The organism is Streptomyces aurantiaciflavus (assembly GCF_049808595.1).
GTDB lineage: Bacteria > Actinomycetota > Actinomycetes > Streptomycetales > Streptomycetaceae > Streptomyces.
The window spans coordinates 26,406-49,595 of record NZ_JBNCAQ010000019.1 but is presented as its reverse complement, the minus strand read 5'-3'; the positions used below and the strand labels follow the sequence as shown (position 1 = coordinate 49,595).

General features: G+C 70.2%; 22 protein-coding genes. 2 read left to right on the top strand and 20 right to left on the bottom strand.

Going from position 1 to position 23,190, the window contains the following annotated elements; all coding sequences use genetic code 11:
• Nucleotide 1: 1 nt before the first annotated feature.
• From ACPT94_RS23045 to ACPT94_RS23020, 6 genes are all read right to left on the bottom strand, one after another.
• The gene (locus ACPT94_RS23045) at nt 2-445 is read right to left on the bottom strand and encodes a DUF948 domain-containing protein (protein ID WP_360345042.1); all 444 of its coding nucleotides are present in this window, start codon (nt 443-445) and stop codon (nt 2-4) included.
• A gap of 220 nt (nt 446-665) precedes the next feature.
• Nucleotides 666-1,280: a 30S ribosomal protein S4 gene (rpsD, locus tag ACPT94_RS23040; RefSeq protein WP_129796831.1), complete on the bottom strand. Its 615-nt coding sequence runs from the start codon at nt 1,278-1,280 to the stop codon at nt 666-668.
• 339 nt (nt 1,281-1,619) lie between these two features.
• Nucleotides 1,620-2,975 (bottom strand): replication-associated recombination protein A, encoded by a 1,356-nt coding sequence (locus ACPT94_RS23035; protein ID WP_360345045.1) that lies wholly within the window; start codon nt 2,973-2,975, stop codon nt 1,620-1,622.
• A 65-nt stretch (nt 2,976-3,040) separates the two neighbouring features.
• The gene (locus tag ACPT94_RS23030; RefSeq protein WP_425246723.1) at nt 3,041-3,700 is read right to left on the bottom strand and encodes a vitamin K epoxide reductase family protein; all 660 of its coding nucleotides are present in this window, start codon (nt 3,698-3,700) and stop codon (nt 3,041-3,043) included.
• Between the two features lie 209 nt (nt 3,701-3,909).
• The gene (gene hisS / locus ACPT94_RS23025; RefSeq protein ID WP_360345049.1) at nt 3,910-5,172 is read right to left on the bottom strand and encodes a histidine--tRNA ligase; all 1,263 of its coding nucleotides are present in this window, start codon (nt 5,170-5,172) and stop codon (nt 3,910-3,912) included.
• Nucleotides 5,173-5,185: 13 nt separating this feature from the next.
• Nucleotides 5,186-5,893 (bottom strand): MBL fold metallo-hydrolase, encoded by a 708-nt coding sequence (locus tag ACPT94_RS23020; RefSeq protein ID WP_360345051.1) that lies wholly within the window; start codon nt 5,891-5,893, stop codon nt 5,186-5,188.
• Between the two features lie 180 nt (nt 5,894-6,073).
• Between ACPT94_RS23020 and ACPT94_RS23015 the strand changes: the two genes are divergently transcribed.
• A complete protein-coding gene (locus ACPT94_RS23015) occupies nt 6,074-6,889 on the top strand; it encodes a peptidylprolyl isomerase (protein ID WP_360345053.1) in 816 nt (271 codons plus the stop codon).
• A gap of 143 nt (nt 6,890-7,032) precedes the next feature.
• Nucleotides 7,033-8,262, top strand: coding sequence for a DUF349 domain-containing protein (locus ACPT94_RS23010; protein WP_360345055.1), 1,230 nt, complete (start codon nt 7,033-7,035; stop codon nt 8,260-8,262).
• Between the two features lie 77 nt (nt 8,263-8,339).
• Here ACPT94_RS23010 and ACPT94_RS23005 read toward each other — a convergent pair whose 3' ends face one another.
• The 14 genes from ACPT94_RS23005 to pdxS form a co-directional block, all read right to left on the bottom strand.
• Entirely contained in the window at nt 8,340-9,491 is a 1,152-nt protein-coding gene (locus ACPT94_RS23005; protein ID WP_425246722.1) for a caspase, EACC1-associated type, read from the bottom strand.
• Nucleotides 9,475-9,849: an effector-associated constant component EACC1 gene (locus ACPT94_RS23000; protein WP_360345059.1), complete on the bottom strand. Its 375-nt coding sequence runs from the start codon at nt 9,847-9,849 to the stop codon at nt 9,475-9,477. Before ACPT94_RS23000 ends, ACPT94_RS23005 begins: the two co-directional genes overlap by 17 nt.
• Before the next feature lie 11 nt (nt 9,850-9,860).
• Entirely contained in the window at nt 9,861-11,219 is a 1,359-nt protein-coding gene (locus ACPT94_RS22995; RefSeq protein WP_360345061.1) for a serine/threonine-protein kinase, read from the bottom strand.
• Between the two features lie 43 nt (nt 11,220-11,262).
• Nucleotides 11,263-13,791, bottom strand: coding sequence for a RelA/SpoT family protein (locus tag ACPT94_RS22990; RefSeq protein ID WP_360345063.1), 2,529 nt, complete (start codon nt 13,789-13,791; stop codon nt 11,263-11,265).
• Nucleotides 13,792-14,172: 381 nt separating this feature from the next.
• Complete coding sequence (locus tag ACPT94_RS22985; protein WP_360345065.1) at nt 14,173-14,712, bottom strand: adenine phosphoribosyltransferase; 540 nt, start codon at nt 14,710-14,712, stop codon at nt 14,173-14,175.
• A complete protein-coding gene (secF, locus tag ACPT94_RS22980) occupies nt 14,709-15,818 on the bottom strand; it encodes a protein translocase subunit SecF (protein WP_360345067.1) in 1,110 nt (369 codons plus the stop codon). The genes ACPT94_RS22985 and secF overlap by 4 nt, the downstream gene beginning before the upstream one ends.
• A gap of 1 nt (nt 15,819) precedes the next feature.
• Entirely contained in the window at nt 15,820-17,577 is a 1,758-nt protein-coding gene (secD, locus tag ACPT94_RS22975; protein ID WP_360345069.1) for a protein translocase subunit SecD, read from the bottom strand.
• A gap of 138 nt (nt 17,578-17,715) precedes the next feature.
• A complete protein-coding gene (gene yajC / locus ACPT94_RS22970; RefSeq protein WP_425246721.1) occupies nt 17,716-18,198 on the bottom strand; it encodes a preprotein translocase subunit YajC in 483 nt (160 codons plus the stop codon).
• Nucleotides 18,199-18,406: 208 nt separating this feature from the next.
• Entirely contained in the window at nt 18,407-19,498 is a 1,092-nt protein-coding gene (ruvB, locus tag ACPT94_RS22965; protein WP_360345073.1) for a Holliday junction branch migration DNA helicase RuvB, read from the bottom strand.
• A 128-nt stretch (nt 19,499-19,626) separates the two neighbouring features.
• The gene (gene ruvA / locus ACPT94_RS22960) at nt 19,627-20,232 is read right to left on the bottom strand and encodes a Holliday junction branch migration protein RuvA (RefSeq protein ID WP_360345075.1); all 606 of its coding nucleotides are present in this window, start codon (nt 20,230-20,232) and stop codon (nt 19,627-19,629) included.
• Nucleotides 20,229-20,759, bottom strand: a complete 531-nt coding sequence (gene ruvC / locus ACPT94_RS22955) for a crossover junction endodeoxyribonuclease RuvC (RefSeq protein ID WP_189936571.1) — start codon at nt 20,757-20,759, stop codon at nt 20,229-20,231. The genes ruvA and ruvC overlap by 4 nt, the downstream gene beginning before the upstream one ends.
• Before the next feature lie 127 nt (nt 20,760-20,886).
• The gene (locus ACPT94_RS22950; protein WP_360345077.1) at nt 20,887-21,639 is read right to left on the bottom strand and encodes a YebC/PmpR family DNA-binding transcriptional regulator; all 753 of its coding nucleotides are present in this window, start codon (nt 21,637-21,639) and stop codon (nt 20,887-20,889) included.
• Between the two features lie 48 nt (nt 21,640-21,687).
• Entirely contained in the window at nt 21,688-22,293 is a 606-nt protein-coding gene (pdxT, locus tag ACPT94_RS22945; protein ID WP_360345079.1) for a pyridoxal 5'-phosphate synthase glutaminase subunit PdxT, read from the bottom strand.
• A 20-nt stretch (nt 22,294-22,313) separates the two neighbouring features.
• Nucleotides 22,314-23,162, bottom strand: coding sequence for a pyridoxal 5'-phosphate synthase lyase subunit PdxS (pdxS, locus tag ACPT94_RS22940; protein ID WP_229816044.1), 849 nt, complete (start codon nt 23,160-23,162; stop codon nt 22,314-22,316).
• Nucleotides 23,163-23,190: the final 28 nt, after the last annotated feature.

Sequence of the window (23,190 nt, the reverse complement as noted above, 5' to 3'; positions counted from 1 at the left end):
CTCAGTCCCTCTTTCCACGGGGATTCCGCTTGCCCCACCGCGAGGCCGGGACGGTCCGGCCCACGATGACGGTACGCCGTGCCTTGGCGGGCACGTCGTCCTTGCGGCCGCCGAGGGCCCGGCGGACGCCGTAGCCGAAGGCCGCGACCTTCACCAGGGGGCCGCCGAAGGTGGAGGCGACCGTGGTGGACAACGCGGAGGCGTTCGACGTGACCTCCTGGACGTCGGAGGCGATCGCGTCGACCCGGTCGATCTGGGTCTGCGCCGAGCGCACCGCCGTGGCGGCGTCGGCCAGCAGCGGGACGGCCTGGTCGGTCACCTCCGCGACCAACTTGGTGGTCGCCCTGAGCGTCTGGGCCAGCCTCGCCAGCGCCACGGCGAGGAAGGAGACCAGGATCGCCCAGAACACGGCCACCAGGATGCCGGCCACCTCTCCACCGGACACTGCGCACCCGCTCCCTGAAACGTGCCTCTGTATCGGTCTACGTCGAAAAAGTCGTGCACCGAGCCTATCGCGCCGGGGGCGGCGCTCCGAACCGGATTTGCCGGTGCGGGCAGCCGGGCTGCCGCCGCGCCCCCGGACATGCGTGAACCCGCCGCCCCGCCCGCCCAAAGGGCGAGGGGACGACGGGTTCGGGCGCAGAGGTCCTACGACCGCCGAGGGATCAGCGGGCGTAGTACTCGACGACGAGCTGCTCGTCGCAGATCACCGGGATCTCCTTGCGGTTCGGCTCGCGGTCCAGGCGGAACGCCAGGGCCTTGAGGTTCACCTGGAGGTAGCGCGGGGTCTCACCGTCGGGGGCGAAGCCGCCCTCGCGGGCGATCGAGAAGAGGGTCTTCTCGCGGCTGCGCTCGCGGACCATCACGACGTCGTCGGGACGGACACGGAACGACGGCTTGTCGACCTTCTGGCCGTTGACCTCGATGTGGCCGTGGACGACCATCTGACGGGCCTGGTAGATGGTGCGGGCGATGCCCGAACGCAGGACCAGGGCGTCGAGACGACGCTCGAGCTCGATGATCAGGGCCTCACCGGTCTTGCCCTGAACCTTGGAGGCACGCTCGTAGGCGCGGACGAGCTGGCGCTCGGACACGTCGTACTGCGCGCGCAGACGCTGCTTCTCCAGCAGACGGACCTTGTAGTCCGAGTTCTGCTTGCGGCCACGGCCGTGCTCACCCGGCGGGTAGGGGCGGGCCTCGAAGTACTTGACGGCCTTCGGGGTCAGCGCGATACCGAGCGCACGCGACTTCTTGACCTTGGGGCGGGACTGGTTCGCCATGGAACCGAACACCTCGTGTTTCTGATGCGAATACGGCTTCACCAGGGTTAGGGGAGGTCGCATCCGCAGCCGGGGAATCCCGCCGGGTCCGCAGGGAACCTGGTGGGCAGCCGCTCCCCTGGTCTGGGCACATACGTGCAGCACGCGAGTGGCCCACCGACCGGTCCCGGAACTGCGGGTGGTGGTGGGCTGCCCGCGACACCGTTCGACGGTGCGCGACGCTCCTGGAGATCCTGGCGAACCAGGCCTCCGGCTGGATGCCCCGCTCTGGTGGTGCCGGTTCTCCTCGCGGAGGGGCCGGACACGGGACTCAGCACTTCGATCGAGTCTACAGGGTGCTCAGGACCGCTTGCGACCGAGGTGTTTGCGGGTCCACTCCACGGCGTCCGCGTACCGGGACTCGGCGCCGTGCCGGGAGGGCGTGTAGTACTCGCGCTCCTTGATGGCGTCCGGCGCGTACTGCTGCGCGGCGATCCCCTCGGGCAGGTCGTGCGGATACACGTACCCCTGCGCGTGCCCGAGTTTGGCCGCGCCCTTGTAGTGCCCGTCCCGCAGATGCGGCGGCACGGGCCCGGCCAGTCCCTTGCGTACGTCGTCCAGGGCGGCGCCGATGGCGGTCGTCGCGGAGTTCGACTTCGGTGCCAGCGCGAGGGCGATGGTGGCGTGGCTGAGGGTGAGGGCGGCCTCGGGGAAGCCGATCATGGCGACGGCCTGGGCGGCGGCGACCGCTATGGGCAGGGCCTGGGGGTCGGCGAGGCCGATGTCCTCGCTGGCGGAGATCATCAGGCGGCGGGCGATGAAACGGGGGTCCTCGCCGGCCTCGATCATGCGGGCCAGGTAGTGCAGGGCGGCGTCGACGTCGGAGCCGCGGATGGATTTGATGAGGGCGCTGGCGACGTCGTAGTGCTGGTCGCCGTCGCGGTCGTACTTCACGGCGGCCCGGTCGACCGTCTCCTCCAGCGTCGACAGGGCGATCTCCGTCTCGCCCTTGTCGAGCGCGGCGCCGGCGGCGGCCTCCAGTGCGGTCAGGGCGCGGCGGGCGTCGCCGCCGGCGATGCGCAGCAGGTGGGCCTCGGTGTCCTCGGGGAGGGTGACGGCGCCCTTGAGTCCGCGCTCGTCGGCGAGGGCGCGGCGGACGAGGCCGCGCAGGTCGTCGTCCGTGAGGGGTTCGAGGGTCAGCAGCAGCGAGCGGGACAGCAGCGGGGAGATCACCGAGAAGTAGGGGTTCTCGGTCGTCGCCGCGATCAGTGTCACCCAGCGGTTCTCGACGGCCGGGAGGAGGGAGTCCTGCTGGGCCTTGCTGAACCGGTGGATCTCGTCGAGGAAGAGGACGGTCTCCTGGCCGAAGCCGCCGGTGGCGCGGCGGGCGCCGTCGATGACCGCGCGGACCTCCTTCACACCGGCGGTGATCGCGGACAGCTCGACGAAGCGCTTGTTGGTGGCCTTGGAGACGACGTAGGCCAGGGTCGTCTTGCCGGTGCCGGGCGGGCCCCAGAGGATCACCGAGGAGGGACCGGCCGGGCCCTTGGCGCCCTCACCGACGAGGCGACGCAGGGGTGAGCCCGGCTTGAGCAGGTGCTGCTGGCCCACGACCTCGTCGAGGGTGCGCGGGCGCATCCGGACCGCCAGCGGGCTGCCGGCGGGGTCCTTCTCCTGGCGTTCTTCTGCTGCGGCGGTGAACAGGTCGGGCTCCACGCTGAAACCCTAAAGGACGGGACTGACAGTGCGGCCCGGGCCGTCGGCGGCCCGGGGTGCGAAGGTCAGCTGGTCCAGAACTCCCACCAGCGGGTCAGGATCAGCATGCCGATGATGCCGATGTGCAGCACCGGCATGACCCAGGTGAACTCGCCGAAGAAGCTCTTGAGCCAGCTCGGCGCGGGCAGGAGGCCGTTGCGCACGTTGAACGAGGTCACGTACCAGAACATGATGATCGTCGTGACCCAGGCCAGGCAGCACCACAGGCACAGCGCGTTGATCCGGTACAGGGACTGGAACATCAGCCAGGCGCAGAACGAGACGCCGAAGAGCGTGCCCGCGTTGAAGGTGAGCCAGTACCAGCGCGGGAAGCGGGCGCGGGCGAGCAGGCTCATGCCGACGCAGATGACGATGCCGTAGGCGACGAGGCCGAGCATCGGGTTGGGGAAGCCGAAGGCCGAGGCCTGGTCGCTCTCCATGACGCTGCCGCAGGAGACGACGGGGTTCAGGCTGCACCCGGGGGTGAAGGTCTTGCCCTCGACCTTGGCCTCGAGCAGCTTGAACTTGTCGATCGTGATGACCCACGCGGCGAGCAGACCGGCCGCGCCGGTGATCACCAGGAGCAGGGCGAACGCCCGGCTGCCGCCCACCGTCCCCGGTACGGCCGATGCGGCGCGCTCGGGCTCGGGGTCGGTGGAGACGTCTTTGACTGTCGTCTTGCTCATCACGCCGATTCCGTCACTTGAGGCTTGGGACCATCTTCGGGCAGGGGACATTGTGCCGCACGCGCGCGTGCGCGCACCGTTCGCTCCACATAAGGACGGACTGAGGCAGCGGGCGTGTGTTCGGTTTCGGACAACGGCCGGACACGACGAGGACGCCGGACCCCTCTGGCGGGTATCCGGCGCCCACGCGCGCGTGCTGCCGACCGGTGCTAGCCGAGCCGCGACTCCAGTTCCGCCACGACCTCGTTGACGCCGACCGCCCTCTGCTCACCGGACTCCATGTCCTTGAGCTGGACGACGCCCTCAGCGATGTCGCGCTCGCCCAGCACCAGGGCGAAGCGGGCGCCCGAGCGGTTGGCCGCCTTCATCGCCGCCTTCAGGCCCTTGCCGCCGTAGGAGAAGTCCGCCGCGATGCCGACCTTGCGCAGTTCGGTGACCTTGGCGAACAGGATGCGGCGGGCCTCTTCGCCGAGCGGGACCGCGAACACGCTGGTGGACGCCGGGAGTTCGAGCTCCACGCCCTCCGCCTCCAGGGCCAGGACGGTGCGGTCGACACCGAGGGCCCAGCCGACGGACGGCAGCGCGGGGCCGCCGATCATCTCCGACAGTCCGTCGTAGCGGCCGCCGCCGCCCACCGCGGACTGGGAGCCCAGACCGTCGTGGACGAACTCGAAGGTCGTCCGCGTGTAGTAGTCCAGGCCGCGCACCAGCTTGGGGTCGTCCTCGAAGGCCACGCCCGCCGCCGTGATCAGCTCGCGGACCTCCTCGTGGTACGCCTTGCAGGCGTCACAGAGGTAGTCGCGCAGCAGCGGGGCGTCCCCGAGCTGCTTCTGGACCGACTCGCGCTTGTCGTCCAGCACGCGCAGCGGGTTGATCTCGGCGCGGCGGCGCGTGTCCTCGTCGATGTCCAGGCCCCGCAGGAAGTCCTGCAGCGCGGCCCGGTAGACCGGACGGCACTCCTTGTCGCCCAGGCTGTTGAGCAGGATCCGGAAGTTGCTCAGGCCCAGGGAGCGGTACGCCTGGTCGGCCAGGATGATCAGCTCGGCGTCCAGCGCCGGGTCCTCGGCGCCGATCGCCTCGGCGCCGACCTGGGAGAAGTGACGGTAACGGCCCTTCTGGGGGCGCTCGTAGCGGTAGTACGAGCCCGAGTACCAGAGCTTGACCGGGAGGTTGCCCGACTTGTGCAGGTTGGCCTCCAGGGCCGCACGCAGCACGGAGGCGGTGCCTTCGGGGCGCAGCGCCAGCTTGGTGCCGCCCTTGGTCTCGAAGGCGTACATCTCCTTCGTCACGATGTCGGTGGACTCCCCCACACCGCGCGCGAACAGTTCGACGCTCTCGAAGCCGGGCGTCTCGATGTAGCCGTAGCCGGAGTTGCGCAGCGGCGCGGCGATCGCCTCGCGGACGGCGAGGTACTTGGCGGAGTCGGGCGGAAGAAGGTCGTACGTGCCCTTGGGGGCCTGAAAGGTGCTCACGGGAAGTCTCTCGTCACATTCCTCGTCGGGGAGCCTCTGCGGCTCCCTGGCCGGCGGCCACCTGCCGCAGGTACGGGTTGGTGGCGCGCTCCTGGCCGATGGTCGTCTGGGGGCCGTGGCCGGACAGCACCACGGTCGAGTCGTCGAGCGGCAGGCACACGCGGGCCAGCGAGTCGAGCATCTCGGCCATGTCACCGCCGGGCAGGTCGGTGCGTCCGATGGAGCCGGCGAAGAGCAGATCGCCCGAGAAGAAGACGGACGGGACGTCCGCCGCCTCGGGCATCCGGAAGGTCACCGACCCCTTCGTATGGCCCGGCGCGTGCGCGACGGAGAACTCCAGACCGGCCAGATCCAGTTTCACGCCGTCGGTCAGCTCCCGGACGTCGTCCGGCTCCCCCACCGTCAGCTCGCCCATGAGCGGCATTCCGATGGACCGGCCGAGCGCCTTCTCGGGGTCGCTCATCATGTACCGGTCCTCGGGGTGGATCCAGGCGGGCACGTCGTGCGCGCCGCACACCGGGACGACCGAGGCCACGTGGTCGATGTGGCCGTGGGTGAGGACGACGGCGACGGGCTTGAGCCGATGCTTCCTGATCGCTTCCTCGACTCCGGGGGCCGCCTGGTGGCCCGGGTCGATGATCACGCACTCCTCACCGGCGGCGGGGGCGACGAGATAACAGTTCGTCCCCCAGGCCCCGGCGGGGAACCCGGCAATGAGCACGATCGTCCTTCGTTTGTATCGGTACGGGAGGGCTTGCGAGCGGCTACGCCCGTCGTCAGAGCCTACCGGCGCTGCCGTTTCCTCAGCGAACCCATATACGGTACGGGGCACACGCAGGCGGTCGGCTCACAGGACGCACGCGTACCGGTGGACAGACGAGACGCATGAGGAGAGAACCCGGTGGTCACCCAGGAACAGCGCAAGCGTCAGCTCGCCCGGGAGAAGTTCTTGCGGCAGCAGCAGCGCCGCACGGCCGCGCGGCGCAAGGCGCGCGTGCGCAACTCGGTGATCGCGTCGGTGCTCGGCGTGATTCTGGTGGGCAGCCTGACCCTCTACACCACGGGCGTCCTGAAGGACGACGACAAGTCGAACGCGAGCGCCGAAGCGACCCCGGCTCCCACCCCCAGCGCGGTCAAGGACCCCTGCGCGAAGCCCGCCGCGGGCTCGGTCAAGTCGCAGAGCTGGAAGAAGGAGCCGGCGATGACGATCGACAAGTCGGCGAAGTACACCATGAAGCTGGCGACCACCTGCGGTGACATAGACGTCGCGCTGAAGGCGTCGGCGGCGCCGCACACGGTGAACTCGTTCAGCTTCCTCGCGAGCAAGGGCTACTTCGACCACACCAAGTGCCACCGGCTCACCACGAACGGCATCTACGTGCTGCAGTGCGGCGACCCGACGGGCAGCGGCAGCGGCGGACCGGGCTACACGATCCCGGACGAGAACCTGAAGGACAAGAGCCTCAAGGCCAACGTCTACCCGGCGGGCACGGTCGCGATGGCCAACACCGGTCAGGCGCACACCGGCGGCAGCCAGTTCTTCCTCGTCTACCAGGACAGCTCGCTCCCGCCCAGCTACACACCGTTCGGTACGGTGTCGGCCGAGGGCATGACCGTGCTGAAGAAGATCGCCGCCGCGGGTGAGAGCACGGGCGCCGGTGACGGCGCTCCGAACGCGACGGTTGTGATCAACAAGGCGACGGTCACCAAGTCCTGACGACAGGGCGGCCAACAGCGCAATTTCGGTCGCGCTGGATGCGGACAGGCGCCCCGCCGGTCGCCTATGTTGGCCGTGACGAAACTGTGGACGATGCCCGGGGGCGCCGAAGCCCCACGCAGGCATCATGTGGAGGAGGCGCTGTGAGCAGCGACCCGTGGGGCCGCGTCGACGAGACGGGGACCGTGTACGTGCGTACGGCCGATGGCGAGCAGGTCGTCGGTTCCTGGCAGGCCGGCTCCCCCGAGGAGGCATTGGCCTACTTCGAGCGCAAGTACGAGGGCCTGGTTGTCGAGATCGGCCTCCTCGAGAAGCGAGTCCAGACCACCGACCTGTCGTCGAAGGACGCCCAGGTCGCCATCGACCACCTGCGCGAGCAGGTGGACGCGCACCACGCGGTCGGCGACCTGGACGCGCTGCGGGCCCGGCTGGACAAGCTGGTGGCGACCGTCGAGGCGCGCCGTGAGGAGCGCAAGCAGCAGCGCGCCAAACAGTCCGACGAGGCCCGTAAGGCCAAGGAGGACCTGGTCACGGAGGCGGAGCAGCTGGCGCAGTCCGACCAGTGGCGGGCGGCCGGTGAGCGGCTGCGCGCCCTGGTGGACACCTGGAAGGGCCTGCCGCGCCTCGACCGCAAGTCGGACGACGAGCTGTGGCACCGGTTCTCGCACGCGCGCTCGGCGTTCTCCAAGCGTCGCAAGGCGCACTTCGCGCAGCTGGACGCGCAGCGCGAGGAGGCCCGCAGGACGAAGGAGCGGCTGGTCGCCGAGGCCGAGGCGCTGTCGGGGTCGACGGACTGGGGTCCGACGGCCGCGCGCTACCGCGAACTGATGGCGGAGTGGAAGGCCGCGGGCCGGGCCCAGCGGGAGCACGAGGACGACCTGTGGAACCGCTTCCGCGGCGCCCAGGACGTCTTCTTCGCCGCCCGCAGCTCGGTCTTCGCCGAGCGGGACGCCGAGCAGGGAGAGAACCTGAAGCTGAAGGAGGGGCTGGCCGAGGAGGCCGAGAAGCTCCTGCCGATCGAGGACCTGAAGGCGGCGCGTGCCGCGTTCCGCTCGATCAACGAGCGCTGGGAGGCCATCGGCCATGTGCCGCGGGACGCCCGGCCGAAGGTCGAGGGCCGGATGCACGCCGTGGAGCGGGCGATCCAGGAGGCCGAGGAGGCCGAGTGGCGCCGGACCAACCCGGAGGCTCGCGCGCGTGCCGAGGGTCTGACCGGTCAGCTCCAGGCGGCCGTGGACAAGCTGAAGGGCCAGATCGAGCAGGCGCGCGCCCAGGGCAACACCGCCAAGGCCGACAAGCTGGAGCGGGAGCTCGAGGGCCGTCAGGCGCTGCTGGACCAGGCGCTGAAGGGTCTGCAGGAGTTCGGCGGCTGAGTTTCTCCGGCCGAGCGCCGGAACGGCGACGACGGGCCCGTGTGCACCCCCGAGGTGTACACGGGCCCGTCCGTGCGTCAAGGGCTGAGCTCCGCGTCCCGTGCCGTGCTGACGTCGAGGCTGTCCAGGGCGTGTCTGAGCACGTCGCAGGCCTGACGGTGGTTTCCCGCGGCCTGGAGAAGTTCGGCGAGCCGACGGCAGACGGCGAGAGCCTCCGGGCCGAACCGTTTGTGCGTCTGACGGAACGCCGCCTCCAGCGTCTCGATGGCTTCCTTGTCCTGACCCGACTCCGTCAGCAGCTCCGCCAGCTCCAGATGCACGGCCACGCTGTCGCCCTCGGCTTCGGGCACCCTCGCCTGCAGGATCATCCGGAGAATCGGCAGGGCGTCGCGGTTGCGGCCGACGGAACGCAGCAACCGGGCAAGATGGAGGCCGGTCGCCATCATCGCGGTCTGCACCTCGATGTCGATGACCGGTCCGGCTGCTGTGGTGGTCGTCGCCCGGGCTCGGTTGCGGACCAGGGGCAACCGTCCGACGTCGTTCTCCTGGCTCCGTTGCGGGCGCGGGCGGTTCTTCGACAACAGCCTCGAGGCGAGTTCGCGGTACAGCGTCTCGAGGTCCAGCGTTTCCGGGGCGTCCTGGATGCCGTTGCGCAGGACGTGCAGCAGTTCGCCGGTGAAGGCGGTGTGCGGTTCGCCTTCGGGGGCCAGTGCGAAGTGGTCACGCGGTGACGCCGTCAGGACGTAGGCACCGTCGATGACTGCTTGTGCCGCCAGTTCCTCGGTGTCGGCAAGCATGCCGGTCGCCCGGCCGCTGAAGCAGCAGTCCAGGATCACGATCTTGCGTCGCGCGACCGAACTGCGCAGTGCGGAGCGGACGTAACGATATGCGGTCGCCGTGTGACCGGCACCGTCGCGGGAGTCCGTCAGTGCCAGATAGAGGTCCGCCGTGTCGCTGTCGCGGAGCCCGTGGCCGCAGTAGTACACGAGCAGCGTGTCCGTGGTCTCCGCCCCGAGTTCGTAGACGGGATCGAGCAACGCCTGTGGCGTCGACGGGTCACGGATCACCCTGCAACGCGCCTCGGGGAGCCCCCACACCGTGGCGTCTCTGAGTACGGCCGCCAGGTCGGAGGTGTTGTTCTCGACCGCCGGCAGTTGCGGGAGATTGCGGTAGGCGGACGTGCCGATCAGCACCGCGGCCGAGGCGGAAGGATCAGGCAGCCCCGGCATCGCCGTCCCCGTCGTCGGCGAGCAGAAGGGCCAGACGGCGCACGGTTTCCGGGTCTGCCGCGTGGATGTCCAGGCGAGTGCCGTTCCGGTGCACCGTCACCGTGGGGCTGCTACGGCGGGCGGCACGCCACTGCACCACGGCCATGGCCAGTTGCGCGGCGCCCAGCAGGCTGCTGACGGCCAGGCTGAGCACGTCCAGCTGACCGCCCATGTGCTCGGGGTGGGCCGGCTGCGCGTCCACGAGTGCGCCGCGCAGGTGCCGACCGGTTACCTCGTCCGCGGTCAGCCACCGCAACAGCGACCGCAGGTCCTCCTCGTTGTCGCCCTCGGTCCCTAACGTGACCTGGATGGTCGTCAACGTTCCCCCGCTCATTCTTCCGTGCCTCGTCTTCCGGCACCGCTTGCTCCGGTCCCTTCGAGCGACCGTGGTGCGGCGTGGCCCAGGCCTGCGCGGACCGTTCTGTCCATGACGTTCGAGAAGGCCGTGAGCGCCTCTCCCGCCGCGCCCAGCCGGGCCAGGCACACCGCGTACCAGTAGCGCGCGGTCAGCGTGGTGGGATGCTCGGCCCCGAGCACCCGGTCGCACACCACCTGCACGGCGGCCAGCAGTTCGCCCGCGTCCGCGAGTTCACCGCGCAGGACCAGCCCCACCGCTTCACGCAGCCGGACTTCGGCGGTCTGAGGGGTCATGGCGCTCAGGATGTGCTGCCGCGTGACCCGGCTGAGGCCCAGCTCGAGCGACGGCCCGTCGCCGACGGCCGGATACGGCGTGTCCGGCTCCGGCCGTTCGATCCGGGAGGCCTCGTCCTCGTCGGCCACGGAGGTCACGGCCTCATGGAACCGGCGTATCGCACGGTCGCGCACGCCGCCCGTGACAGCGGCGGCGATCAGGGCCTCTGCGTCGGCAGGTGCCTGGAGCCTCCCGACGACCTCCTGGATCGTCGGCCGCTGGTCCGGCACGATCCGGACGAGGTCCGTGACCAGCCGGGCCAGGTCCTCGGGAACGCCGGGAACCTCACCGGACAGGTCGGGCAGCCCCTCGTTGACGACCTTGTACAGAACCGCGAACGCCGAGTCCGCAGGCAACGGCGCCCTGCCCGTGAGCATGGCGTACATGCACGCGCCCACCGAATAGAGGTCGGCCGGCGGGCCCACTGCGTGGCTCTGCACCAACTCGGGCGGCATGTACTGGGGTGTGCCGACGATCTGTCCGGTCACCGTCAGGGCGGTGTCCGCGATGTCGCCGACCAGCAGGGCGGCGATGCCGAAGTCCTGCAGCACGACCCGGCCCTGCCGGGTCAGATGGACATTGCTCGGCTTGATGTCACGGTGCAGGACACCGGCCTCGTGGGCGGCCTGCAGGCCCTCGCACATGCCGGCGGCGACAGCGCGGACGAGCGCCGGGTCGAGGGGGCCCTCATCGAGCACGCTGTCCAGGTCGAGCCCTTCGAGCAGTTCCATCACGATGTACGGCTGGGTGTCCCGGATCCCGATGTCGTGGACGGCGACGATGTTCGGGTGCTGGATGCGGGCCAGCACCTTCGCCTCCCGCCGGAACCTTGCCGCGACACTCTCGTGCGCGAGATCGGCGCGAATGAGTTTGACGGCGACCCGCCGGTCGAGACGTTCGTCCCGGGCTTCCCACACCTCGCCCATGCCGCCACGGCCGATCGGACGGACGGCGCGGTACCGCCCGTCGATCTCCGTGCCGACAGATAGGGCTCCCACGGCCATCGATCCCCCCGTTTTTCCTCTGTCGGACCTCAGACGATCAGGGCCGCCGCGCCGACGTCACCCGGTAGACGTCGTAGACGCCCTCGACTCCGCGGACGGCCTTCAGGACGTGGCCCAGGTGTTTGGGGTCGCCCATCTCGAAGGTGAAGCGGGAGGTGGCGACGCGGTCGCGGGAGGTCTGGACGGCCGCCGAGAGGATGTTGACGTGCTGGTCGGACAGGACGCGGGTGACGTCCGACAGGAGCCGGGAGCGGTCCAGGGCCTCGACCTGGATCGCGACCAGGAACACCGAGGACTGCGTCGGCGCCCACTCGACGTCGAGGATGCGCTCGGGCTCCCGGGACAGTGACTCCACGTTGACGCAGTCACTGCGGTGAACCGATACACCACTACCTCGCGTGACGAAGCCGATGATCGGGTCGCCGGGCACGGGCGTACAGCAGCGGGCCAGCTTGACCCAGACGTCCTCGACGCCCTTGACCACGACACCGGGGTCCTGGTTGCTGCGCCGCTTGCGGCCGCGGGTGCGGGACGGCGGGACCGCCTCGTCGATCTCCTCGGTGGCCGCCTCCTCGCCGCCGAGGGCCTGCACCAGCTTCTGTACGACGTTCTGCGCGGCCACATGGCCCTCGCCGATCGCCGCGTACAGCGAGGAGATGTCCGGGTAGCGCATCTCGTGCGCCAGGGTGACCAGCGAGTCGCCGGTGAGGATGCGCTGGATCGGCAGGTTCTGCTTGCGCATCGCGCGTGCGATGGCGTCCTTGCCCTGCTCGATCGCCTCGTCGCGCCGTTCCTTGGAGAACCAGGCACGGATCTTGTTGCGGGCCCGCGGCGACTTGACGAATCCCAGCCAGTCGCGGGAGGGGCCCGCGCCGGGCGCCTTGGAGGTGAAGACCTCGACCAGGTCGCCGTTGTCCAGGGTCGACTCGAGCGGTACGAGCCTGCCGTTGACCCGGGCCCCTATGGTGCGGTGGCCGACCTCCGTGTGGACCGCGTACGCGAAGTCCACCGGCGTCGCGCCGGCGGGGAGCGCGATGACATCACCCTTCGGGGTGAAGACGAAGACCTCGTTGCGGGAGAGGTCGAAGCGCAGCGACTCCAGGAACTCGCTGGGGTCCTCGGTCTCCTTCTGCCAGTCGAGGAGCTGCCGCAGCCACGCCATGTCGTTGATGGCGTCCTTGTCCTTGGCCGACGACTTGGGCGCGTCCGTGCGGACCTTGGAGGCGCCGGCAACGGCCTCCTGCTTGTACTTCCAGTGCGCGGCGATGCCGTACTCGGCGCGGCGGTGCATGTCGAACGTGCGGATCTGGAGTTCGACCGGTTTGCCGTTGGGACCGATGACCGTCGTGTGCAGCGACTGGTACATGTTGAACTTGGGCATCGCGATGTAGTCCTTGAACCGGCCGGGGACCGGGTTCCATCGCGCGTGGACGGTGCCGAGGGCGGCGTAGCAGTCGCGGACGGTGTCCACGAGGACGCGGATGCCCACCAGGTCGTAGATCTCCGCGAAGTCACGGCCGCGGACGATCATCTTCTGGTAGACGCTGTAGTAGTGCTTCGGGCGGCCGGTGACGGTCGCCTTGATACGGGCGGCGCGCAGGTCGGCCTGGACCTCGTCGGTCACTATGGCCAGGTACTCGTCACGCTTCGGTGCTCTCTCGGCCACCAGCCGTACGATTTCGTCGTACATCTTGGGGTAGAGGATCGCGAAGGCGAGGTCCTCCAGTTCCCACTTGATGGTGTTCATGCCGAGGCGGTGAGCAAGCGGCGCGTAGATCTCGAGGGTCTCGCGCGCTTTCTTCTCCTGCTTCTCGCGCTTGAGGTAGCGCATGGTGCGCATGTTGTGCAGGCGGTCGGCGAGCTTGATGACCAGGACGCGCGGGTCCTTGGCCATGGCGACGACCATCTTGCGCACGGTCTCGGCCTGTGCGGCCTCGCCGAACTTGACCTTGTCCAGCTTGGTGACGCCGTCGACGAGGAGGGCGACCACATCGCCGAAGTCGCGGCGCAGGTCGTCCAGGCCGTACTCGGTGTCCTCGACGGTGTCGTGGAGCAGGCCCGCCATCAGGGTGGCCGGATCCATGCCGAGCTCGGCGAGGATCGTGGTCACGGCGAGGGGGTGCGTGATGTACGGGTCGCCGCTCTTGCGCTTCTGGCCGCGGTGCCAGCGCTCGGCGACCTGGTAGGCGCGCTCGATCTGCCGCAGCGTCGACGTCTCGATCTTCGGGTCGTTGCTGCGCACTATCCGCAGCAGCGGCTCCAGCACCGGGTTGTAGGGGTTCGCGCGCTGGACGCCGAGGCGGGCGAGGCGGGCGCGGACGCGGTTGGAGGAACCGGAGCGGGCGGGCGGCTGCGCGGCTGCCGGGCGGGTGGCGGGCGTGGCCGAGGGGCGCTCGGGCGGGGCCGGTTTGGGGCGGGGCTGCTCTGCCGGCTTGTCGACGGGCGCGGAACGGTCGTGCTCGACCGGCCCGCGAGCGGCGTTCTGCGCTTGCGACGCGGGCGTGGCCGCGGGCGCCGAGGCGGACTCGGGCTTGGCGGCGGTCAGGTGCTGGGCCTCGTCTGGCAAGAGGGCTCCTCGTGCGCGATCCGGGTCCCCCGGTCAGGCTCCGGAGCACCCATCGTAGCGATCCTGGGCCACAGGATCGCCTCCAGGCGGATGTGAGGACGGTCTACCGGAGAAACGCAAGGGGCGGGCGCCGGATTCCTCCGGGCCCGCCCCACGCCTCTTCACCTGTTGCCGGTGGTCGTTCTCCCCGTGGGAAGACCGGTGCTCAGGCCGTGCCGATGGAGCCGACGCAGAAGCGCGCGGCGACACATGAGTAAATTCCGGCCCCACGGCCACGCAGTCGTCCCGGCCGTCTCCTCCGTCGCCGCCGCCTTCGCCCGCGCCGGCATGCGAGAGGGCGGGCCCCGATCCTCGGGGCCCGCCCTCTCGACACCGCCTGGCTCAGATGGTGAGCAGCGCCTCCAGCGGGGCGCCGGCCAGCGCCGGCTCGAGGCGGGCGCGACCGTCCAGGAAGCCGAGTTCCATCAGCACGGCGACGCCCGCGACCTCGGCGCCCGCGCGATGGATGAGCTGGATCGACGCCTCGGCGGTACCACCGGTGGCGAGGACGTCGTCGACGATCAGGATGCGGTCGTCGACGGTGAGGTCCTCGGCGTGGATCTCGATCTCGGCCGAGCCGTACTCCAGGTCGTAGGCCTGGGCGAGGGTGGCTCCGGGGAGCTTGCCCGCCTTGCGGACGGGGACGAAGCCGAGGCCGGCGCGGACGGCGACCGGAGCGCCGAGGATGAAGCCCCGGGCCTCCAGGCCGACGACCTTGGTGGCGCCGGCGCGCTCGGCGATCTCGGCGAACGTGTCGGTGAGCGCGGTGAACGCCGCCGGGTCCGCGAGCAGCGGAGTGATGTCCTTGAACATCACCCCCGGCTGCGGGTAGTCGGCCACGTCACGGATGCGGCTGAGCAGCAGCTCCTTGATGTCCGTCATCGGCGCTTCCCCGAGGGTCGACCGCGGCCCCGGCTGCGGGAGGCGGGCTGGGAGCGCGGGCCGACGACCGCGGCGGCGCCCTCCGGCTCGTCGTCGTAGGCGTCGGTGTCGTGGGACTCCGTGATCTCCTCGTCGGTCGCGGCCTGGGCACGCTTGGCCAGGACGCGCTTCTTGAGGGCCTTCATCGCCGGCTCGCGTTCCTTGAGGTCGGCGACGAGCGGCGTGGCGATGAAGATCGAGGAGTACGCACCGGCCGCGAGGCCGACGAACAGCGACAGCGAGATGTCGTTGAGCATGCCGGCGCCGAGCACACCGCCACCGATGAACAGCAGACCCGCCACCGGCAGCAGCGCGACCACCGTGGTGTTGATGGACCGGACCAGCGTGCTGTTGATCGACCGGTTGGCGACGTCGCTGTAGGTCCAGCGGGTCTGCTTGGTGATGTCCTTCGTCTGCTCCTTGAGGCTGTCGAAGACGACGACCGTGTCGTAGAGCGAGTAACCGAGGATCGTCAGCAGACCGATCACCGTGCCGGGGGTGACCTCGAAGCCCACCAGGGCGTAGATGCCGACCGTGATGGTGATGTCGTGGATCAGCGCGACGAACGCGGCGAGCGCCATCCGCCACTCGAAGGCGATGGCCAGATAGATCACGACGAGGACCAGGAAGATGGCGAGGCCCTGCCAGGCCTTGTTGGCGATCTGCTCGCCCCAGCTGGGGCCGACCAGCTCACCGGTGACGTCCTTCTCCGCGAGGTGCATGTCGCGGGCCAGCTCCGCCGAGACCTTGTCGGCCGCGCCGGTGTCGATGCCCGCGACCTGGATGCGCAGGCTTCCGTTGCCGAGCTTCTGGACGATCGCGTCGTGGCCGGACGCCGATTCCGCGTACTCCTCGGCCTGCGCGACCGAGACGCTGGTCTTCGGGGTCGTGAAGACCGCTCCGCCCTGGAACTCGATGCCCATGTTCAGGCCGCGCACCGCCAGGCCGACGATGGCCGTGATGGTGATCAGGATCGAGATGCCGTACCAGATCTTGCGGTTGCCGACGAAGTCGTAGCCGACCTCGCCACGGTGCAGTCGGGCGCCGAGGTTGCCGAGTTTCGACATCTCAGGCCTCCTTCGGGTCGACAGGGCCAGCGGGGGCGGGGCGGCGGGTCCGGCGCAGCGGGGGCTTGGCGCCGAGGCGCTTGGGGTCGAGACCGGACCAGCTGTGGCCGTTCGCGAAGAACTTCCGCCGCGCCAGGATCGTCAGCAGCGGCTTGGTGAACAGGAACACGACGACCACGTCGAGCAGGGTGGTCAGGCCGAGCGTGAACGCGAAGCCCTGGACCTTGCCGACGGTGACGACGAACAGCACCGCGGCGGCGAGGAACGACACGAAGTCGGAGACCAGGATGGTGCGCCGGGCGCGCGGCCAGGCCCGCTCGACGGCGGGGCGCAGCGAGCGGCCCTCACGGATCTCGTCCCGGACGCGTTCGAAGTACACGATGAACGAGTCCGCCGTGATACCGATCGCGACGATGGCGCCGCAGACGGCCGGCAGGTTCAGCGCGAAGCCGATGGCCGGGCCGAGCAGCGACATGATCACGTAGGTCAGGGCCGCGGAGACGAGCAGCGAGGCGATGGCGATGAGCGACAGGCCGCGGTAGTAGACGACCAGGTAGAGCACGACCAGGGCGAGGCCGATCGCGCCGGCGATCAGACCGGCGTGCAGCTGCTCACCACCGAGGGCGGCGGTCACCGTGGTGACGCTGTCCTCCTTGAAGGTCAGCGGCAGGGCGCCGTACGACAGCATGTTGGCGAGGCTCTGCGCCTCCTCCTGCGTGAAGCTGCCGGAGATCTGCGCCTGGCCGCCGGTGATGGCGGAGTTGACGTACGGGCTGGAGACGACCTCGCCGTCGAGGACGATGCCGAACTCGTTCTGCGGGGGGCTGTTCTGGGCGAGCTTGCCGGTGATGTCCGCGAACTTCTTCGCGCCCTTGGAGCTGAACTTCATCGTGACCTGCCAGCCGGCGGCGGTCTGCGTGTCGAAGACCGCCTGGGCCTTGTCGACCTCGGTGCCGTCGACGGCGGCCGGGCCGAGCAGGTACTTGTACCAGGCCCCCTGGACCTCGCCGCAGCCCACGGTCGAGTCGGTGGGCTTGGCGCCCTCGCCGGCCTTGGTGCGGACCGACTCCTTGGAGCAGTCCAGGTTCGCGTACTGGGCCTGGAGCGCGGCCTCGCTGGTCGCGCCGCCGCCGGCGGAGGCCGACGGGCTGGCGGAGGCGGTGGCGCTCGCCGACGCCGACGGGGTCGAGTCGGCCTTCAGTCCGTCGGTGACGGCGCGGCCCTGGGAGGTGGCGGAGGCCGACGGCGTGGAGGAGGTGGCCTTCTGGCCGGAGGCGCTCGCGGAGGGGCTCGGCGAGGCGGTGGCGGAGCCGCTGGCGGAGGGGCTCGGCGAGGCGCTCGCGGCGGAGCCGGAGGGCTCGCTGGCCAGGACCGGACGGAAGTACAGCTTGGCGGTGGTGCCGACCTGTGCCCGGGCTTCCTTGGCGTTCGTGCCCTTGGGGATGTTGACGATGATGTTCGCGTCGCCCTGGGTCTGAACTTCGGCCTCCGTGACACCAAGGCCATTGACACGACGGTTCATGATGTCGACCGCGGTGTCCATGTTGGTCTTGTTGATCGCGGATTCCTGGCCGGCCTCGGGGACCGCACGGAGCGTGATGCTCGTACCGCCGGCAAGGTCGATGCCGAGACGCGGAGTGGTGTTCCCGGAGAGGAACATGCCTCCGGTGAGCGCCACGATGGCGATCAGGATCAGGGCCAGCGAGCGCCCCGGCTTGCTCTGGGCGCTCGCGTTCCGGCCCTTTTTAGGTGCTGCCACCTTCTCGTACTCCCTCTCGGGCCGCCCCGCGCCGGGTCAGCGCGGCGACGGCCATGACATGGTGTCGGGATCCCCTATGTGCGAGATTGCGCGCGCCCCGGGGCACGCGGGTCGCACCCGCGTGCCCCGGGGACGTGACTACTTCTTCGCGTCGGAGTCGCCGTCGGTCTTCTTCGGCTGTTCGTCGGCCTCGGCGGTCTGCTCCTCGGCCTCGTCCTTCTTGCCGAAGTCGACGGGCTTGTCGTCGGAGGCGGCGGCAGCGTCGGCGGGCTCGTCGGCCTCGGTGAGGGAGGAGGCGTCGTCCGGGACGACGTCGGAGTCGGACTTCAGGTCGTGCTCGATGCCGTGGACGATGCGGTTGTACTCGTCGTCGGACAGGACGGCGCCGATCGCGTTCTTCGCGAAGAGCAGCTCCACCCCCGGGCCGGCGTCGACGAGGACCGTGTCCTCGTTGACCTCCTTGACCGTCGCGTACATGCCCCCGATGGTGCGGACACCGCTACCGGGCTGCATCTGGTTGCGCATGTCCACGGCCTGCTGCTGCTTCTTCTTCGCCGACCGGGTCATCAGGAACATGGCCCCGATGAGCACGATGAACGGGAGGAGGGTCACGAGACTCACGGGTCGGTACTTCCTTCACGCGACCGCGATGGTGAGCGGCCTGATGGTTGGGGGTATGTGTGCTGCCGACAAGGGCGGCATCGGCGGAGTCTAAGCGAGTCCGCGCGCAGGGAACAACGTTCAGCATGGCACCTGGGTTCCTGACCCCGCGAATGCCCTCGCCGTTGTCCGGCCGACGCCGGTGACACGTGGGGGACATCCCGTGCCGTCAAGCACCGAACAGGTCCTGCTGTCCGCTCCCCGCGCCGGTGGGGCGGGGCGGGGTGAGACCGAGGTGGGTCCAGGCGGCGGGGGTGGCGACCCGGCCGCGCGGGGTGCGGGCCAGGAGGCCCTCGCGGACCAGGAAGGGCTCGGCGACCTCCTCGACGGTCTCGCGCTCCTCCCCCACCGCGACGGCGAGCGTGGACAGGCCGACCGGCCCGCCCCCGAACAGCTTCAGCAGGGCCTCCAGGACCGCGCGGTCGAGGCGGTCCAGGCCGCGGGCGTCGACCTCGTAGACGGCGAGGGCCGCGGAGGCGATCTCGCGCGTGATGACGCCGTCGGCCTTGACCTGCGCGTAGTCGCGGACGCGGCGCAGCAGGCGGTTGGCGATCCGGGGCGTGCCACGGGAGCGGCCGGCGATCTCGGCGGCGCCGTCGGTGTCGATCTCGACGTCGAGGAGGTTCGCCGAGCGGTGGATGACGCGCTGCAGTTCGGCCGGCTCGTAGAACTCCATGTGGGCGGTGAAGCCGAAGCGGTCGCGCAGCGGGGGCGGCAGCAGGCCCGCGCGCGTGGTGGCGCCGACCAGGGTGAACGGGGGCAGTTCGAGCGGGATGGCGGTGGCGCCGGGGCCCTTGCCGACGATGACGTCGACACGGAAGTCCTCCATCGCCATGTAGAGCATCTCCTCGGCGGGCCGCGACATGCGGTGGATCTCGTCGAGGAAGAGAACCTCGCCCTCCTGGAGGGAGGAGAGGATCGCGGCGAGGTCACCGGCGTGCTGGATGGCGGGGCCGGACGTGATGCGGATCGGGGCGCCCATCTCGGCGGCGATGATCATCGACAGGGTGGTCTTGCCGAGGCCGGGGGCGCCGGAGAGCAGGACGTGGTCGGCGGTGGCGCCCCGCGCGCGTGCGGCGCGCAGGACGAGGTCGAGCTGTTCGCGGACCTTCTCCTGGCCGATGAACTCGCCCAGGTCCTTGGGGCGCAGGGCGGCCTCGACGGCCTGGTCCTCGCGGTCGGCGACAGAGCCCACCAGCCGCTCCGCGGCGGGGCCGGCGAGCCCCTCGGGGGCGGCGTCGGTCGGGTCGTCCCAGTTCACTGACGTTCTCCTAGCTGGGTGATGCCGGGTGCCGATCGGCCGGGGGTCGCCCTCCGGGACGGCACAGCAAGGAGTGTGCCTCGGGGTCTCGGGGTCGTTCGGCGAGGGCGGTCGTGAGCGTGAGCGGCTCAGCGGGCTCTGTTCAGGGTCTGCAGGGCGGCCCTCAGCAGCTGCCCCACCTGGGGCGTGGTCTCGGCGGCCTCGGCCTGGGGGGCGACCGCGGCGACGGCCTCGTCCGCCTCCCGGGTCGCGTACCCGAGGCCGATCAGCGCCGCGTGCAGCTGGTCGCGCCAGCCCTGGGTGACCGGCGAGCCGATCGCGGGGGCGCCGGTCGGCTCGCCCAGGCGGTCCTTCAGCTCCAGCAGCAGCTTCTGGGCGCCCTTCTTGCCGATGCCGGGGACGGCGATGAGCGCCTTCTCGTCGCCGGTGGCGACGGCTCTGCGCAGGGCGTCCGGGGTGTGCACGGCCAGCATGGCCTGAGCCAGGCGCGGGCCGACGCCGCTGGCCGTCTGGAGCAGTTCGAAGACCTGCCGCTCGTCGTCGTCGGCGAAGCCGTACAGGGTCAGGGAGTCCTCGCGGACGACGAGGGACGTGGCGAGCTTGGCGGGCCGGCCGATGCGGAGCGTGGACAGGGTGTTCGGCGTGCACTGCACGGCCATGCCGACACCGCCGACCTCGACGACCGCGGCGTCGGGGGCGAGTGCGGCGACCGTGCCGCTCACGAAGGCGATCATGCCGTACGGCCTTTCGTTGCGTGCAGGGCGACGGCCTGCTGGAGTCGGTTCTGCGCGGGGGCGCGCCAGATGTGGCAGATGGCGAGGGCGAGCGCGTCGGCGGCGTCGGCGGGTTTGGGGGGCGCGCTGAGCCGCAGCAGGCGTGTCACCATGGCGCCGACCTGGGCCTTGTCGGCGCGGCCGCTGCCGGTGACGGCGGCCTTGACCTCGCTGGGTGTGTGGAGGGCGACGGGGATGCCGCGGCGGGCGGCGCAGAGCATGGCGACGGCGCTGGCCTGGGCGGTGCCCATGACCGTACGGACGTTGTGCTGGCTGAACACCCGCTCCACGGCGACGTATTCGGGCCGGTGCTCGTCCAGCCACTGCTCGATGCCCTGCTCGATCGCGACGAGGCGGTGGCCCAACTCGGCGTCGGCGGGCGTACGGACGACACCGACGCCGAGCATGGTGAGCGGGCGCCCCGCGACCCCTTCGACGACGCCGACACCGCACCGTGTCAGTCCCGGGTCCACCCCCAGTACGCGCACGCGCCCTCCCTTCGATCTCCCCGGCTCCGCTGGGCGTACCCCCAGTTCGTGCAGGCTATCGGGTGCCACTGACAAAGCGACGGGCCGACGGGGGTGTCCCGTCGGCCCGTTCGAGCGTGAGCGCGGCTCAGGCGTCGACCTTCTCCATGACTTCGTCGCTGACGTCGAAGTTGGCGAAGACGTTCTGCACGTCGTCGCTGTCCTCGAGCGCGTCGATCAGCTTGAAGATCTTCTTGGCGCCCTCCTCGTCCAGCTCGACCTGCATGGTCGGGACGAAGTTGGCCTCCGCGGAGTCGTAGTCGATGCCGGCGTCCTGAAGGGCCGTGCGGACCGCGACCAGGTCGGTGGCCTCGCTGAGCACCTCGAAGTTCTCGCCGAGGTCGTTGACTTCCTCGGCGCCCGCGTCCAGGACGGCGGCGAGGACGTCGTCCTCGCTGAGCTCGCCCTTGGGGACGATGACGACGCCCTTGCGGTTGAAGAGGTACGACACCGAGCCCGGGTCGGCCATGGAGCCGCCGTTGCGGGTCATGGCGACGCGGACGTCGGAGGCGGCGCGGTTGCGGTTGTCGGTGAGGCACTCGATGAGCACCGCGACACCGTTCGGGCCGTAACCCTCGTACATGATCGTCTCGTAGTCGGCGCCGCCGGCCTCGAGACCGCCGCCGCGCTTGATCGCGGAGTCGATGTTCTTGTTCGGCACCGACTGCTTCTTGGCCTTCTGAACGGCGTCGTAGAGCGTCGGGTTGCCGTCCAGGTCGACGCCGCCCATCCGCGCGGCGACCTCGATGTTCTTGATCAGCTTCGCGAAGAGCTTGCCGCGCTTGGCGTCGATCACGGCCTTCTTGTGCTTCGTCGTAGCCCATTTAGAGTGGCCGGACATCTGCCTGTCTCCTTCGCGTAACCATCCACATAACGAACGCCAGAGATCCTACAAGGACTCGGCGACGGCGTTGGCGCGCACCATGTCGACGAACAGGGAGTGCACGCGGTGGTCGCCGGTCAGCTCCGGGTGGAACGACGTGGCGAGCGCGTTGCCCTGGCGTACCGCGACGATGTGACCGTCGTGCTCGGCGAGCACCTCGGCCCCGGCGCCGACGGACTCCACCCAGGGGGCACGGATGAAGACGCCCTCCACGGGATCGCCCTCGACGCCCTGCACGTGGACCGCCGCCTCGAAGGACTCGTTCTGCCGTCCGAAGGCGTTGCGGCGCACGATCATGTCGATGCCGCCGACGGTCTCCTGGCCCGAGCGCGGGTCGAGGATCTTGTCGGCGAGCATGATCATGCCCGCGCAGGTGCCGTAGACGGGCATACCGGCCCGCACGCGCGCGCGGAGCGGCTCCATCACGCCGAACAGGATGGCCAGCTTGGAGATGGTCGTGGACTCGCCGCCGGGGATGACCAGGCCGTCGACCTCGGCGAGTTCCTCGGGGCGCCGCACCGGCCTGGCCACGGCGTCGGCCGCGGCCAGGGCGATGAGGTGCTCCCGTACGTCGCCCTGGAGGGCCAGGACGCCTGTGACAGGAGTGTTCATGGGGTGACTACCAGCAGTCCTCACCAGCCGCGGTTGGCGTAGCGCTCGGTCTCCGGGAGGGTGTCGCAGTTGATGCCGACCATGGCCTCGCCCAGGTTGCGGGACGCGTCCGCGATGATCTTGGGGTCGTCGTAGAAGGTGGTCGCCTTGACGATGGCGGCGGCGCGCTTGGCGGGGTCACCGGACTTGAAGATGCCGGAGCCGACGAAGACGCCCTCGGCGCCGAGCTGGCGCATGAGCGCGGCGTCGGCCGGAGTGGCCACGCCACCGGCGGAGAACAGCACGACCGGGAGCTTGCCCAGCTCGGCGACCTCCTTGACCAGCTCGTACGGGGCGCGCAGCTCCTTGGCGGCGGCGTACAGCTCGTGGTTGTCGAAGCCGCGCAGCTTCGCGATCTCGTTCTTGATCTGGCGCAGGTGGCGGACGGCCTCGACGACGTTGCCGGTGCCGGCCTCGCCCTTGGAGCGGATCATCGCGGCGCCCTCGGCGATACGGCGCAGGGCCTCGCCCAGGTTGGTGGCGCCGCAGACGAACGGGGTGGTGAACGCCCACTTGTCGGAGTGGTTGACCTCGTCGGCCGGGGTGAGGACCTCCGACTCGTCGATGTAGTCGACGCCGAGGGACTGCAGGACCTGGGCCTCGACGAAGTGGCCGATGCGGGACTTGGCCATGACCGGGATCGAGACGGCGTCGATGATGCCCTCGATCATGTCCGGGTCGGACATGCGGGCCACGCCGCCGTCCTTGCGGATGTCGGCCGGTACCCGCTCCAGGGCCATGACGGCCACGGCGCCCGCGTCCTCGGCGATCTTCGCCTGCTCCGGCGTGACGACGTCCATGATCACGCCACCCTTGAGCTGCTCGGCCATGCCACGCTTCACGCGCGCGGTGCCGGTC